This is a genomic window from Streptomyces sp. NPDC001544 (assembly GCF_042894285.1).
Taxonomy (GTDB): Bacteria; Actinomycetota; Actinomycetes; order Streptomycetales; family Streptomycetaceae; genus Streptomyces.
This window is the reverse complement of the sequence record NZ_JBIAVN010000016.1, coordinates 156,790-169,855: the sequence shown is the minus strand read 5'-3', so window position 1 is coordinate 169,855 and position 13,066 is coordinate 156,790. Positions and strand designations below refer to the sequence as shown.

Sequence of the window (13,066 nt, the reverse complement as noted above, 5' to 3'; positions counted from 1 at the left end):
GCGCGCGGGTCAGTTCCTGACCTGCGTTTCGAGGAACCTCGCGTTGGTCCGCTGGGGCGCGCCGCACTCGCCCACGGAGTTCTGGTACCACTGCTTCCACGGGCCGTAGACGGTGTACGTGTCGCCGGTGATGCCGTCGGTGCAGAGGATCTTGATCCGCTGCTCTCCCGGGCCGTAGTGGCAGGTCGAACTGATCGAGTAGGTGTTGATCTGGTGGAACCCGCAGCCGTGCGGCGCGGCCATGGCCGGGGTGGCCGCGGCGATGGGCGCGGCCACGGCGATGCCGCCGAGCAGCAGCGGTGTCGAGAGGAGCGAGGTGAGCTTCCTCTTGCCGAGCGTCTTCCTGTTGAACACAAGATCCCCCTTCTGTTCGGGCCGGCTGGTCGGGCCGGCCGTGCGCCGTCGGTTGTGGATGACCGACAGGCTGGTCGCGAAGCAGGGTACTGATCCGTAGCGGATCACGTCCAAGCCTTTAACGGCGCACCCGAGTGAGCGCCGTCAGGCAACGTCCGCCTGTGGGCCGTCGGTTGATGAGCAGCCAGGTGCCCGCACGGCTCATCACTCGAAAGCACCGCAGAGATCGACCTGTTCATGGCTTCGGGCGGCATGGGCCCCTGGCGAGTGACGCATGCCAAGGGGCCCACGGCACAAGCCGCCAAGGAGCGCCGGGGCGCTCCCTCGACGAGCCGCATCCCGGTCAGCGCGGCTTACCGTCTGCCGGCGGCCTGACGGCCCGGCTTCACTCCAGCCTCAGGTGCCGGGTGAAGAACTGCGCGGCGGCTTCCCCCGCGAACTGCGGAACGCCCGTGTGCCCGCCCATGTGGGCGTGCAGGGACTTCTCCCTGGAGCCGAAGGCGTCGAACAGGTCCAGGGCCGCCTGCCGGTCGTTGCCTTCGTCGTCCCACTGCAGCAGGACGTGCAACGGAATGGTGACCTGCCGGGCCTCCTCGAACATGGCGCGAGGTATGAGACTCCCGGCGAAGAGGCCGGCGGCCACGATGCGCGGCTCGACCACCGCGAGGCGGACGCCGATGGAGATCACTCCCCCCGAGTACCCGACCGGGCCGCCGATCTCGGGCAGCGACAGGAAGGCGTCCAGGGCGGCCTGCCATTCCGGTACGGCCCTTTCGACGAGCGGGAGGACGAGGGCGTCGACGATCTCGTCGCCGACCGGCTCGCCGGCCTCCATGACCCGGCGCAGGTCGGCGCGGGCCTGCTCGGCGGCAGGCCAACGGGGCCGGTCACCGCATCCGGGGAGCTCGATCGTGGCCGCGGCGAAACCATCCGCCGCGGCGCGCCGGGCCCGCGCCACCAATCGTGGGTACATCTTGTGCAGTCCGAGCGTGGGGTGGCCGAGCAGGATCAGCGGCACCGGTGCGGAGGCGGACGCGGACGCGGGCGTCCACAGGAGTCCGGGGATCTCGCCGAGGGTGAACTCGCGCTCGACGACGCCGTCATCGAGGCGTCGTTCAGAAGTGACATGCATGGTCGTGCCTTTCGGGAGTGCGCTTGGACGGCGCTCCCGGACGACGACCTATCGCCCGACCGTGACCCCGGAGGGGAGCACCCATGTGAATACGTTCACGGGTACCACCTCCTCGTTCTCTCGCACGGCCTCCGTGAAGGTAGCAGTGGCCGCCGCGGCCCGCCAACGGGTTTTCGCGCGGGGTCCGTAGCCGGATACGCCGGATACGAAGGAGTCGGAACACCGCGCAGAGCCCCTTGAGTATCATCCCGGCTTGCCAAGGCGAGGCCCTGCGACAGCGGGGGCCGCCGAGGCGTGTTCCTCACGAACATCGAGCCTGACGCACCGCCGGAACAGGTGGGGCCGGAGGGCGACTTGGTCATGCCGCACCTCCAAGCAGGGTCCCGCGGGGCGGCGGGTGTGGGCCCTGGGAAATGGGGTCGCAGTGAGTGATCTGGCTCTGCAGACTCTGGGCTGTGGATCGTTTGATGGAGATCGCGAATCGGTTGACCGACGTCCGCGGAGTGGTCGGCGTGTGTCTGGGCGGCAGCCGAGCGAGGGGAACCCACCGGCCTGACTCCGATTTCGATCTGGGTCTGTACTACCGACCGCCGCTGGACACCGCTGCCTTGCGTCTCCTCGCGTCCGAGCTGACTGGCGAATCGGTTGAGGTGACGGAACCGGGCGGTTGGGGGCCGTGGGTGGACGGTGGAGCATGGCTGACCGTTGACGGCTGCCGTGTCGACTGGATCTACCGCGATCTGGACCGAGTTCAGCGGATCTGGGAAGAATGCCGGGCGGGGCACTTCGAAGTAGGAGTTCAGGCCGGTCACCCGCTGGGGGTGTACTCCCATGCCTACGTCGGCGAGGTGGCCGTTGGACGCGTTCTTGCTGATCCCGGTGGTGAACTGCGGGCCCTGCAAGAGAAGACTCGCCGGTATCCGGAGCCGTTGCGCGAGGCGCTGATCGCCAACGCGCAGTGGGAGGCTCCCTTCACACTGGCCAACGCACGCAAGGGAGCGGCTCGCGGAGACGCCTTCTATGTCGCCGGCTGCCTCTTCCGCGCGGTGGGGCTTCTTGTGCACGGCCTGCATGCTCACGCGGGCTGCTGGGTGCTGAACGAAAAGGGAGCTGTTCAGGCTGCGGGGCAACTCCCGATTGCTCCTGAGGACTTCACGGCACGCGCCCACGGGTTGTTCGCCATGTCAGGCACCACCCCGGACGGACTGTCCGCCGTGCTCGATGCCGCTGACGGGCTGGCTGCCGAGGTGTGCAGGCAGATCACGTCCTGAGCGAAGCCACGGTGACGTAGTCGACCACCCGGCCGCCGCCCACGGTGCCCGACGCATCCGAGGCGGGGGCGGCGTGCACCAGGGATCCTGCTAGCCGTACCGCGCGTGCGTTCGCAGAGCGGAACCACCGATTCCTGTGAGCTTCACAGGCCTGAGCGCTCCAAGCGCCGCTACTCCACGTATGTGCCGTCGATGCCGCGTGCTGTCGTCACGAGGTCTTCGGCAGAATGTGGCACACCACAGCGCAGCGCCCATGCCCGAAGGTCAGCCTCGGACGGACTACGAGCGCCGCTCTCGTACCGTGAGCACTCGGATTCGTGCCAGCCGACAAGCACGGCCAACGCCCGCGGCCAGCCCGGCGTCGAGCCGTATTTCGCGCACGCGCTTGCCGAGAGCGTTACGGGCTTCCTGGACGCTTGAGGGGGAGGACATGTTGCTGACGCAGAACTCTTGCCAGGCCGGTCAAACGAGCTGATAGTCGGTGTGCGGAATGCCTGCCTCCCAAACCGCCTCGAAGGCGCTTGAGCACAGCTCGATCTCGCGGTGGTCCGTACTCAGGGACGGCTCCAGCCACTCGCCCTCACCATCGAAGTGATTCACCAGCAGCAAGGACGAGTCGAACAGCCAGAAGTCATTGCCGGGCAAGGCTATGCCGGTGGCCCTCCGCCGCGGGAGCCAGCGGACTTCCTCACCCGCGGCGATGTTCAGGCCACTCGTCACCTCGTGCTCGAACTGGATGTACTTGCTGACAGGCTCGGACACGATGCGGGCGCGGCGGACCTTCACACCCCGGCTCGTCGCTCCGGAGACCAGGGCGAGCCAGTCGGCCCACCTCTCGGCGGGATCGATGGCGACGCCGGCCGACCAGTCGAGGTAGGCGGGGTCCGACTTCATGTAGGAGTCCCGCATCTCCAGGTGGACCGCCGACTTGTGGCAGTCGCGGAAGAGCTCCTCAAACGTCGGTACCTCGGTCATGCCTTACCTCCAGGAAGAACTGAACCATGCGTCGTGGGATCTCCACCACGGTCTCGTGGCCGGGGATGTCCATCTGGCCCAGTCGCTCCTCCTCCAGCACTCTCCAGCCCTGCACCAGGTAGGTGTCCTTCTCCTCGTCCAGATACACCGTGGGGGAACCGCCGCTGGGGCTCTCGGGATCCTTGCCGAGCTTGCGCAGGGCCATGGTGTCCACCTCCGTCGTGGCTGACGATCCGTATGCCAGAACCTGCCGCCAGGACGTCGCGGAGGACAGGAACTTGCCGGAACTTGCCACGGATGGGGGGCAAATAGCCGACTACTTCACCGAAGCGGACAAGAACCTGGACCACGCAACGGCCGACACCGCGATGTAAGGACCCTCAGCACGCTTGGAGTCCCGTATCAACACGTTGGCTTGTACGACAGCGGTCTCCAGGCACTCAGTAGCGTTCCCGCCGCTGTACGACGACTTGAACCAGAGCGGTTCAGAGACGGTCTGCGGGTCGACGGTCATTTACAGCTCCTTGCGAGCGTGGTGGATCACGGCGGAGGAAGCCTCCATGTCCAACGCTTGTGCGCGTAGGTACTCGAACGCAAGTCTGTAGCGTTCCAGTTCCTCGTCTTTCTCCAGGAAGAGGGAGCCGGTGTGGAAGTCGACGTACACCACGTCGAGAGCCGGCTCCGGGCCACCGATGATGACGAAGCTGCCGAGAGCGGCAGCGTGTGCCCCCTTGGAGAACGGCAGCACCTGCAGGGTGATGTGCGGGGACTCGTTGGCGTCGAGCAGCCGGCCGAGCTGCTCATTCATGATCTGCGGCGACCCGACGACGCGGCGGATCACGGACTCGTCGAGAATCGCCCAGAGCCGCAGCGGCTTCTGCCGTGTGAGGATGTCCTGCCGCTTCATACGGATGTCGACCAGCCGCTCGATCTCCGCAGGCTCAAGGGGAACTTCGTTGGCCTTCTGTAGCGCTGTGCTGTAGGCGCGGGTCTGCAAGAGCCCCGGCACGTAGACGCACGAGAAGTGGCTCTCACCGACCGCTTCGTCCTCAAGCGTGAGCAGCAGGTTCATGCTCTCGGGGATCGAGTCGGCGACGGAGCTCCACCAACCTTGCTGCTTGGCATCCTTCGCGAGCCCGACAACCGCCCTCCGCTCAGCCTCGGTTGCGCCGTACTCGCGACACAGGGCATCAATGACAATCCACTTGACCGGCCCGGCCTGGGTCTCGTACCGGCTGACCGTAGCCTTCGAGACCCCGACGAGCTGTCCCGCCTCCTCCAGGGTCATACCTCTACGCGCCCGCAGCTTGCGCAGAGTTGCACCTAGTTGACGTCGTCGCGTTGTAGTCCGCTCTGCCATTCGGTTCCTTCACCGTGCGCCGGGCGATGGCCCGGAGATCCCCATCAGGCTAGGTACGGGCCCAACACCCCACCATCAAATTCACTCGATAGATTCCCATGAGAAGTTACACAGCGAGATTTCTCTGTGTCATGCTCCCCTTACCGACAGCTACGCAGTGCAGCCGTAAGGAACGGCAAGGCGCAGCTCTGCGTGCTTGGGAGGGAGGAGCGGTCATGACTGACTGCGATGTCACCGAGCCCCGACTCCGCTGTGTCCTGCCCTTCGAGGCGGTGCCTGCGGAGGTGGGGCACCTGCGAAGAGCTACGACCAGGCAACTGGGACACTGGGGAATGTCCATGGCTGCCGATGAAGCAGGTCTGCTCGTCACTGAGCTGGCGACCAACGTGATCAAGCACGTCGGCGAAGGCGCCTCAGCAACCCTGATCCTTGAGTGGAGAGGCGAGCGGCTGCGCCTTGAGGTGCACGACAAGAGCAGCGCGGTACCGGCGCTCAGGGTGGCGGGGTGCGACGACGAGTGCGGCCGCGGCCTGCACTTGCTCGCGACACTCGCCGTCGACTGGGGCACTGTGCTGACGGCTGTCGGCAAGGCGGTGTGGTGCGAGGTCGCGGTCAACCCCACGGCTTCGTGCCCTAGGGTCGAACGGGCGGCTGAGGCACTGGAACGTTACGGGCACGCGGTCGCATCCCCAACTGACGGCCGGTATCGGCGCATGCGCATGGAAGACGCCGCGGTCGCGCTCATCGCGGATCTCCTGCATTGGACAGCGGCCTTCGGCGGCGATCCGGACGGTGTGCTGGACCAGGCTCAGGCGCGGTACGAAGGGGAGGTTGCCGCGTAGGTAGCCTGCCGGTCGCCTGCTGTTGGCTGATCACATGGCGGCGCGGACGCTGAGCAGGGCGCCGGCGTCGTCAGGGGCTCCACGTTCATGGAGTTCCAGCGCCACGCGGACAACGTCCTGATGGCTCTGGTCCCGACCGTAGATGTGGATCAGGTTGTCAGCAAGCTCGCTCTCCTGCTGGTGACGCAACAAGCACAAGAGCGCCGCTACCTCTGCGTGACTCAGAGTGCGCACGGCGTGATGCATGAGTGACACTGTGCTGCCTTGCCGGCCGCTTGCCTGGAGGGCGTCAGCCTTGATGGCAATGTTCCGGGCGGCGCGCTCGTCCGCGATACTCCGCTGCCGGTCCCCTTGTTGGCGGGGGACCGGCAGCGGACTCGGCTCAGACGTTGCGGTTACCGCCGGACCAGATTCCAGGCCGGCATGTCTCGCCGACTCCGTGACGAGGATGCTGAGCCGTGCATTTTCTTCCCTGAGTCGGTCCCGCTCGGTCTTGGAGCGGTCGCAGCGCTGCTTCAGGTGATCTCTCTGGGCTTCCAGATGGTCCCGCTCTGCCTCCACGGCCTGAAGTCGGTGGCTGAGCTGCTCCACCAGGGCTCGCTGTTGGGTCATACTCTCGGCGACACCGCCTGTATGTGCGTCCGCAACTCGTGCGCCCATCTGCGCCCTCAGCTTCTCCAGCTCGGCGCGCAGGTTTACGCAGCTGTCGCAATGGTCCGCGTTCGCCCGTTCCCGCAGTTCCCCCAGGTCGGCGAGCGTGATGCTGGCAGGTGGGCCACCGTTCGCGTCCGTGCAAGCTGACACGTGTATCCGCTCCAGGAGCTCTAGCGCTGGAACGGAGTTTCCACTCAGAAACCGCGATAGTGAAGTCTCGGAAATTCCAAGCCGTTTTGCCGCTTGCGCCTGGGTCGGTTCGAGGATGCCCTTTTTTGTGTCACTTTCGCCTGTCAAGTGGCGGCACAGCTGTTGGATCTGCAGGGCCAGCTCCCGCTTCCCGGGCGGAACGTCACTGCTGATGTTCTTTGTTGCCCAGGCGTGACTGGGGTTGGCGTGCGTCATGTCTCGGTGGTCCATCCCTTGCTCTACGGCCGGTTCAGGTCAAGGTGCTGCCGTCATGGATTGTGCCGCAAGATAAGGCAGGTGTGCTTGCTGTTTTTGTCGCAAGAGGTACACCGTTGACTTCTCCCTGATCGCTGATGCAAGAATTTTCGCAGGCAATCGCTCATGACGTCGCCGAGGTCATGCAGTGGGGGGCTGTTGCATCTAAGGCTGCTCTTTAAGTGCGCTTTTCATGCAGCTTGTTTTGTTGGCGGCCTATGTCCGCCTTCGCCGTTTAGCAGATCTGGAGGATCAGCAGATGACGCTGCCGTCTTGGCAGAGCGAGAACCTGGGAAGCATGGCGCGTACGGCCCTGTGGCTTCTCCAGGAGGTGGGGGTAGGCAAGACGTTCAAGAAGGTTGAACTGCGGGAGGCGTTTCCGGACGTTGCGCAGATCGACCGGCGGATGCGCGACCTCCGGGACTACGGCTGGCAGATCGATACGAGCCGCGAAGACCCGACGCTGACGCAGCAGGAGCAGCGTTTCGTCACCGCTGGAACGGAGGTATGGCTGCCCGGGAAGGCTAAGGCGCCCAAGCACAAGGCGAGCATCACCGCGGCGCAGCGGACCAAGATTCTCGCGGCTGACAACTACATGTGCCGCGCGTGCGGGATCGCCGCCGGCGAAGCCTACGAGGACACCATCACCCAGGCCGTGCTGAACGTGTCCCGGCGCAAGGTGGTGTTGTCGGACGGGTCCACGGACCACCAGCCCGTGACGGAGTGCAAGCGGTGCGGCGTGGGGAGTGGTGAGCGGACGGTGGACCTGGCGCAGGTGCTGGCGCAGGTTCGTGCCCTCTCTCCGATGGAGCGGCAGGTGCTCACCACCTGGATCGAGGCTGACCAGCGCACGCTCGGACCGCTCGAAAGGGCCTGGGGCACTTACCGGAGCCTCCCTGAGGACTCGCGCAAGGCCGTGGCCGCTGAACTGGCCGACGACAACGACTGACGGGAGCGGAGACGACGATGGTGCGAGAGTATGCCCCGCCGCCGAGGGCGGATGAGTTCAGCGAGCTGATCAAGACGAAGGTACGAGAAGTACGCGACGCCGGCGGCACCCGTGAGACCGTGACGGTCGACTGGAACGAGCAGCAGGCTCACGTCGAGGTCATCGACCTCCCGATCAGCAGCCTGTACCTCAACCCCAGCACCCACCGGATCCGGGCCCAGCGCAGCCACGACCCCGTCCGCGACGAGGGGCTGGACAAGGATCCGTGGAGTGCGGAGAGCCAGGACTACCTGAGGTTCCTCCTCCAGGCCTCCCCAGCCGACCCCAACCTGCGCGACACCGACTTCGACGGCCTCAAGGACAGCCTCAAGCAGTTCGGGCAGAACGATCCTGGTCTGGTCACCCACCACGGCATTCTGGTCAACGGCAACACGAGGGCTTGTGCCCTGCGGGAACTCGGCGTGCAGTCGATGCGGGTCGGCGTCCTGCCTGAGTCGTTCACCTGGGCCGACATCAATGCCGTCGAGCTGTCCTTGCAGCTCCGCCGGGACCACCGCAGGGACTACTCGTACATCAACCGACTGCTCGCGATGGAGGAGCAGGCCGCTCTCGGGCGGACCCCGGAACAGATCGCCAAGGCCTTCAGGATCCAGGTAAAGACGTACCACCAGGAGCGCTGGATCCTGACCACGATTCGGGAGCTGATCGACCGGAGCGCGAGCGGCGGGGGTTCAAGGCTGCGCCTCGTCGACTGGGAAGGGGCTCAGGAGCGCCTGAAGGAACTGCACAGGCTCTACATGAAGCTGGAGTCGGTTGACCGCGACCAGGCCGAAGTGCTCAAGGAGTGGCGACTTGCCGCAATCCTTCTGGACTTCTCCAAGACCGATGTGCGGCACATCGACGAGGACTTCCTGAAGGACGGCCTGGGCGACACTCTCCCCGCTCCGGAGGCTTCCGGATCCTCGACGCCTGAGGCCGCCGGGGTGGTCATTCCTGGGCTGGGGCTTACCGTTCCAGCGGCTTCCTCCGCTGTCTCGGAGGCCAGGGCGCTGAACGACCGGCTCCTTCGGGCCAAGGCAGTGGTGAACACCGGTAACTCTGGCCTTGCGGACAGCGAGAGGGCCGAGAAGCAGGAAGTGATCACTGAGGCGAAGATAGCTTTCGACGCGGCCATCGAGGCGGCCGGCCGGAATGGTCGCTTGCGCAAGCGTAAGCAGCTCGCTCCCGCCCGGCTTGCCGATGCATGCGCCAGCATCGACCAGTGCGTGGCCGACCTCGTCCAGGCCCGCTCGTCCCGCAGCCTGGACGAGGAAGCGTTCGACGACGCGGTCCTCAAACTTCGCAGCAGCCTGCGTAAGCTGGCACAGCAGGCAGGCCGGGGTCTGTCTGACCCTGGTGACGGGGTTGCCTGGCTGCTTGAAGCCGCAACGGCGGAGCCTACGGCATGACGCTCAGTGCCGAGGGAACCTCGCTGCGACTCGGTTTCGATGAAACGCGTACCCGTGTCGTACTGCGTACCACCGATGAGTACCAGCAGGATCTCGTCCAGCTGGCCGCCCGTTTCCGTACGGGCGGCCAGCTTGGCCCTCTCAACGCGTCGATCGCGCTGGATGAACTCCTCGCAGACCTTGGGGTGCTCGGTTCCTGGCCGCATCCCCAGGGTGTGGAGTGGGAGCCGGAGCTGCGTACCCTGGTGGCCGGCGTTGTGCAGGACGCGAACACGGTCAAGCAGCGCCTGGATGAGTCCCGGGGAGCCACGGAGACTGCCCCCAGTGAAGTACGCGGCCTCCTCGGAGAGACTTGGCGGGGCGAGCTCAGCGAGTTCCAGCTCCGCGACATAGCCAAGCTCCTGTCTCTGCAGCATGGAGCCAACTTCAGCGTCCCTGGCGCGGGTAAGACCCGTGTTGCTCTGGCCGTGTACGCGGCTCAGAAGACGCAAGGACGGGTGGGCCGGTTGCTGGTCGTCTGCCCCAAGTCGGCATACGAGTCATGGCGTTACGAGACCGCCGTGTGCTTCCAATACGCCTTGCGGACCCATGTGCTCGACGGTTCGATGGACCAGTGGACAGAAGTCCTGATCGTCAACTACGAACGCCTTGACCGCTCACTCGGCCTGCTGGCCGGATGGCTCAAAGCCGGACCCGCAATGATCATCCTAGATGAGGCGCACCGGATGAAGCTCGGTGCGCGGGGCACGTACGGGGCTGCCTGCATGGCGCTGGGACCGCTGGCCGCGCGTCGTCTCATCCTTACGGGAACGCCAGCGCCGAACGGTGCCAAGGATCTGGAGAACCTGCTGGGCTTCGTGTGGCCGGGGCATGGCCAGCGCACAGTGGTCCAGGCCGTGGCCGGCGGCGACCTCGCCCATGCAAGTACGGTGCTGCGGCCTCTGTTCACCCGGACGACCAAGCATGAACTCGGCTTGCCTCCAGTGCAGTTGAATCTCCGCTACGTGGATCTGCCCCCGCTCCACGACGAGATCTACGAGTCGCTGACCCAGGGTGCGAAAGCGGACCGAGCCCGGGACGATCTCAGTGCTCTCGGCAGGACGGCGCTTCGCCTGCTGATGGCCGCGGTCAGCCCCGCGCTCCTGCTGGAAGGCGGCAGCAAGTATGAGCCGCTGGCTTACCAGCTTCCGCCTCTGGAGATCCCGGAGAGCAGCTCACTGTATTCGCTCATGCAGTCCCTGCCTGACCACGAGCTGTCACCGAAGTACCAGGAGGCCATCACAATCATCGCGGAGAACGCCGCGCGTGGGCGGAAGACCTTGCTCTGGACGACCTTTGTCCGGAGCCTGACGACCCTGGAGCGCCTGCTGGACAAGTACAACCCCGCCGTGGTCTACGGCGGCACGCCCGACCGTGATGAACAGCTCAGGCGCTTTCGTGAAGACCCGAGCTGCATGGTCCTCATCTCCAACCCCGCCACGCTGGGTGAAGGCATCAGCCTGCACCACGTCTGCCATGACGCGGTCTATGTTGACCGCGACTTCATGGCCGGCCGGTTCCTGCAGAGCCTCGACCGCATCCACCGGCTCGGGCTGGCACCGGACACAGAGACCAGGGTCACGGTACTGGCGGCCCGCAAGACGATCGATGACGTGGTGGCGAAGAGACTGGAGAAGAAATTGGACTTTATGGGGCGAATACTCGATGATCCGACAGTCCAGCAGCTTGCAGACCTCGAGGAAGAGCCCTCAGTTGGGGCTGGGCTGGCGCCCAGCGACGTCGAAGCCCTGCTGCGGCATGTAGGCGGTCGCTGACAAACTGTCGGCTACTTACCGGCGGCGACGGAGCGCCCACTACCCTGTGGAAGTGTGACGAACGAAACCGAGTGGGTGGCTCCAGCGGGTTCGTGGGCCTCCTCTGCGGCGCGACGCCGGAACATGCAGGCGATCCGGAGCCGTGACACGAAGCCCGAACAGTTGATCCGTCGGCTGGTTCACGCCAAGGGGCTTCGTTACCGTGTCGCGGCCCGCCCGCTCCCGGACCTTCGCCGGACGGCAGACATGGTTTTTCGGCCGGTGAAGGTCGCGGTATTCGTTGACGGGTGTTATTGGCACGGGTGCCCCGAACATTACGTGCCGCCGAAGACAAACTCTGGTTACTGGTCCGAAAAAGTTCTCCGGAATATTAGGAGGGACCGGGATACGGACCAGCGGCTGACCGAGGCGGGATGGCTCGTTCTCCGTTTCTGGGAACACGAGCCGTCAGAGGCTTGCGCTAGCCAGATCACTGACGCGGTCCTCGCGCGCAGGCCGCGCTGACACGGAAAGCTCCATCTGCTCTGCTCTGGGGCCGGAGCTCCCAGAGCAGATGCTGTCGCTGGATTCCATGGCGTAATTGGCCAGCAATTCCGTCCGATGCTCGGGACGCAGAATCGCAGCGATGGCGCGGCCAACTGCTTCAGCGACCGGTGGCGGGAAGGCGTTTCCAACCTGGCGATAACGTGCCGTCTTCCCGCCCTGGAAATTCCAGCCGCGTGGGAAGCCTTGGATGATCGCCGCCTGCTCAACCGTCAGCATAGGACCGGCAGGCCTGAACAGATCGCGCTCGGGGTTGCATTCTTCGCGGTCGTTTGCGACCCCCATGGCGTCTACGTTCATGGCCGCCCAGGCGCGCTTGGCACGGGTAGGGCCAAGGTCTGCTCCGCCGTGTTTCCTAGAGCCGCCGACCAGAGTCGGAGCCACGCCCCGACCTGCTGCGGCAGCCTTCTCGGCCGCGTCGTACCAGTCGTCGTAAACGTCCTTGCCGGTGCGCTCGTCTGGCTTCGCGGGCCTGCCGTGCTTGTTTAGCTCCCAGTAGTCGCCGCAGCGCTCGCGCATGGTTTCCTGGAGGCGAGAAAAGACCGTAGCCTCTTCGGCTCTTAGGTGCGTCGGCCATTCGAAATCGTGCGGACTTTTGTCCATTACGCTCTTGTGGATGGCAACAAGGATCGCCCGCGGGCGTAGCTGTGGCACGCCGAAATATTTGGCGTCAAGCCGTCGCCAGGATTTGCGCATGGCGATATCCAGAGCCTTGGGCGACTGGTGAGGATTGGTCTTTGGGACTACGTAACCTGCCTCTCGCAGGCGGTCCAAGATCTTAATCCGATAGTCGATGAAAAACTCCGGAGGTTCGAGAATCCCTCGCACATTCTCGATCATTACAGCTTTCGGTTGCAGCTCGTCAATGATGTCCAAAGCGGCTGGAAAGAGATCGCGCTCGTCATCCTCCCCCAGTCGTTTCCCGGCCAAGGAGAAAGGTGGGCAGGGAACTCCGCCAGCAAGGAGATCAAGCTCGCCTGGTTTTAGGTTTAGGCTCTTCTTCAGGTCGGAGCTCAGGAAGTCGCGGACATCCATAGGAGTGATCTGCTGGGCCTTCTCAGGGCTCCATCCGGGCCAATCCCCCACATTGGCGCGCAGAGTGCTGACAGCGTGAGCATCCCACTCGACCAGGGCACTGTGATTGAATCCCGCTTGGTGCAGCCCAACGGCTTGGCCGCCTGCCCCCGCACAGATCTCGATTGAGGTCAGTGGCTGGGTGAACTGGGGGCGATCATGGCCGCTGGACATGACTCTCCTTACTGGACGGTGGTTCATGCGAG

The 13,066-nt window shown here is 65.1% G+C and carries 15 protein-coding genes; 6 read left to right on the top strand and 9 right to left on the bottom strand.

The features are described from left to right. Positions 1 to 9 precede the first annotated feature (9 nt). Both ACFY0F_RS31260 and ACFY0F_RS31255 read right to left on the bottom strand, forming a co-directional pair. Positions 10 to 354: a hypothetical protein gene (locus ACFY0F_RS31260; RefSeq protein WP_388801691.1), complete on the bottom strand. Its 345-nt coding sequence runs from the start codon at positions 352 to 354 to the stop codon at positions 10 to 12. A 385-nt stretch (positions 355 to 739) separates the two neighbouring features. Continuing rightward, the gene (locus tag ACFY0F_RS31255) at positions 740 to 1,486 is read right to left on the bottom strand and encodes an alpha/beta hydrolase (RefSeq protein WP_388801688.1); all 747 of its coding nucleotides are present in this window, start codon (positions 1,484 to 1,486) and stop codon (positions 740 to 742) included. A gap of 467 nt (positions 1,487 to 1,953) precedes the next feature. Here ACFY0F_RS31255 and ACFY0F_RS31250 point away from each other — a divergent pair, with 467 nt between their 5' ends. Then, positions 1,954 to 2,757, top strand: a complete 804-nt coding sequence (locus tag ACFY0F_RS31250; RefSeq protein WP_388801685.1) for a nucleotidyltransferase domain-containing protein — start codon at positions 1,954 to 1,956, stop codon at positions 2,755 to 2,757. 170 nt (positions 2,758 to 2,927) lie between these two features. On the opposite strand, the gene ACFY0F_RS31245 is transcribed toward ACFY0F_RS31250, so the two are convergent. The 5 genes from ACFY0F_RS31245 to ACFY0F_RS31225 form a co-directional block, all read right to left on the bottom strand. Continuing rightward, complete coding sequence (locus tag ACFY0F_RS31245; protein ID WP_388801791.1) at positions 2,928 to 3,092, bottom strand: helix-turn-helix domain-containing protein; 165 nt, start codon at positions 3,090 to 3,092, stop codon at positions 2,928 to 2,930. 127 nt (positions 3,093 to 3,219) lie between these two features. Continuing rightward, entirely contained in the window at positions 3,220 to 3,732 is a 513-nt protein-coding gene (locus ACFY0F_RS31240) for a DUF6879 family protein (protein ID WP_388801682.1), read from the bottom strand. Next, the gene (locus ACFY0F_RS31235) at positions 3,710 to 3,937 is read right to left on the bottom strand and encodes a hypothetical protein (RefSeq protein WP_388801679.1); all 228 of its coding nucleotides are present in this window, start codon (positions 3,935 to 3,937) and stop codon (positions 3,710 to 3,712) included. The genes ACFY0F_RS31240 and ACFY0F_RS31235 overlap by 23 nt, the downstream gene beginning before the upstream one ends. Positions 3,938 to 4,048: 111 nt before the next feature. Beyond that, the gene (locus tag ACFY0F_RS31230) at positions 4,049 to 4,246 is read right to left on the bottom strand and encodes a DUF397 domain-containing protein (protein ID WP_388801677.1); all 198 of its coding nucleotides are present in this window, start codon (positions 4,244 to 4,246) and stop codon (positions 4,049 to 4,051) included. Further along, on the bottom strand, positions 4,247 to 5,092 hold the full coding sequence (locus tag ACFY0F_RS31225; RefSeq protein WP_388801674.1) for a helix-turn-helix domain-containing protein: 846 nt from the start codon (positions 5,090 to 5,092) through the stop codon (positions 4,247 to 4,249). 215 nt (positions 5,093 to 5,307) lie between these two features. On the opposite strand from ACFY0F_RS31225, the gene ACFY0F_RS31220 reads away from it, so the two are divergent. Continuing rightward, positions 5,308 to 5,934 carry an ATP-binding protein gene (locus ACFY0F_RS31220; protein WP_388801671.1) on the top strand — a complete coding sequence of 209 codons (627 nt, stop codon included), beginning with the start codon at positions 5,308 to 5,310 and terminating at the stop codon, positions 5,932 to 5,934. Positions 5,935 to 5,964: 30 nt separating this feature from the next. Here the strand turns inward: ACFY0F_RS31220 and ACFY0F_RS31215 are convergent, their stop codons facing one another. Next, a complete protein-coding gene (locus ACFY0F_RS31215; RefSeq protein ID WP_388801668.1) occupies positions 5,965 to 6,993 on the bottom strand; it encodes a helix-turn-helix domain-containing protein in 1,029 nt (342 codons plus the stop codon). 232 nt (positions 6,994 to 7,225) lie between these two features. Here ACFY0F_RS31215 and ACFY0F_RS31210 point away from each other — a divergent pair, with 232 nt between their 5' ends. The 4 genes from ACFY0F_RS31210 to ACFY0F_RS31195 all read left to right on the top strand — a co-directional run bounded on the left by ACFY0F_RS31210 (position 7,226) and on the right by ACFY0F_RS31195 (position 11,747). After that, positions 7,226 to 7,981: a hypothetical protein gene (locus tag ACFY0F_RS31210; protein WP_388801665.1), complete on the top strand. Its 756-nt coding sequence runs from the start codon at positions 7,226 to 7,228 to the stop codon at positions 7,979 to 7,981. Between the two features lie 17 nt (positions 7,982 to 7,998). Next, positions 7,999 to 9,429 carry a hypothetical protein gene (locus tag ACFY0F_RS31205; protein WP_388801662.1) on the top strand — a complete coding sequence of 477 codons (1,431 nt, stop codon included), beginning with the start codon at positions 7,999 to 8,001 and terminating at the stop codon, positions 9,427 to 9,429. Then, on the top strand, positions 9,426 to 11,243 hold the full coding sequence (locus ACFY0F_RS31200) for a DEAD/DEAH box helicase (protein ID WP_388801660.1): 1,818 nt from the start codon (positions 9,426 to 9,428) through the stop codon (positions 11,241 to 11,243). The genes ACFY0F_RS31205 and ACFY0F_RS31200 overlap by 4 nt, the downstream gene beginning before the upstream one ends. 75 nt (positions 11,244 to 11,318) lie before the next feature. Continuing rightward, on the top strand, positions 11,319 to 11,747 hold the full coding sequence (locus tag ACFY0F_RS31195) for a very short patch repair endonuclease (protein ID WP_388801788.1): 429 nt from the start codon (positions 11,319 to 11,321) through the stop codon (positions 11,745 to 11,747). On the opposite strand, the gene ACFY0F_RS31190 is transcribed toward ACFY0F_RS31195, so the two are convergent. Beyond that, on the bottom strand, positions 11,691 to 13,034 hold the full coding sequence (locus ACFY0F_RS31190; RefSeq protein ID WP_388801657.1) for a DNA cytosine methyltransferase: 1,344 nt from the start codon (positions 13,032 to 13,034) through the stop codon (positions 11,691 to 11,693). The genes ACFY0F_RS31195 and ACFY0F_RS31190 overlap by 57 nt on opposite strands. Between the last annotated feature and the right edge of the window lie 32 nt (positions 13,035 to 13,066).

Coding starts and splice junctions, on each gene's coding strand:
- ACFY0F_RS31200 (WP_388801660.1), top strand. CDS start 9,426: ATGACGCTCAGTGCCGAGGGAACCTCGCTGCGACTCGGTTTCGATGAA.
- ACFY0F_RS31230 (WP_388801677.1), bottom strand. CDS start 4,246: ATGACCGTCGACCCGCAGACCGTCTCTGAACCGCTCTGGTTCAAGTCG.
- ACFY0F_RS31250 (WP_388801685.1), top strand. CDS start 1,954: ATGGAGATCGCGAATCGGTTGACCGACGTCCGCGGAGTGGTCGGCGTG.
- ACFY0F_RS31215 (WP_388801668.1), bottom strand. CDS start 6,993: ATGACGCACGCCAACCCCAGTCACGCCTGGGCAACAAAGAACATCAGC.
- ACFY0F_RS31235 (WP_388801679.1), bottom strand. CDS start 3,937: ATGGCCCTGCGCAAGCTCGGCAAGGATCCCGAGAGCCCCAGCGGCGGT.
- ACFY0F_RS31190 (WP_388801657.1), bottom strand. CDS start 13,034: ATGTCCAGCGGCCATGATCGCCCCCAGTTCACCCAGCCACTGACCTCA.
- ACFY0F_RS31225 (WP_388801674.1), bottom strand. CDS start 5,092: ATGGCAGAGCGGACTACAACGCGACGACGTCAACTAGGTGCAACTCTG.
- ACFY0F_RS31220 (WP_388801671.1), top strand. CDS start 5,308: ATGACTGACTGCGATGTCACCGAGCCCCGACTCCGCTGTGTCCTGCCC.
- ACFY0F_RS31255 (WP_388801688.1), bottom strand. CDS start 1,486: ATGCATGTCACTTCTGAACGACGCCTCGATGACGGCGTCGTCGAGCGC.
- ACFY0F_RS31240 (WP_388801682.1), bottom strand. CDS start 3,732: ATGACCGAGGTACCGACGTTTGAGGAGCTCTTCCGCGACTGCCACAAG.
- ACFY0F_RS31205 (WP_388801662.1), top strand. CDS start 7,999: ATGGTGCGAGAGTATGCCCCGCCGCCGAGGGCGGATGAGTTCAGCGAG.
- ACFY0F_RS31210 (WP_388801665.1), top strand. CDS start 7,226: ATGCAGCTTGTTTTGTTGGCGGCCTATGTCCGCCTTCGCCGTTTAGCA.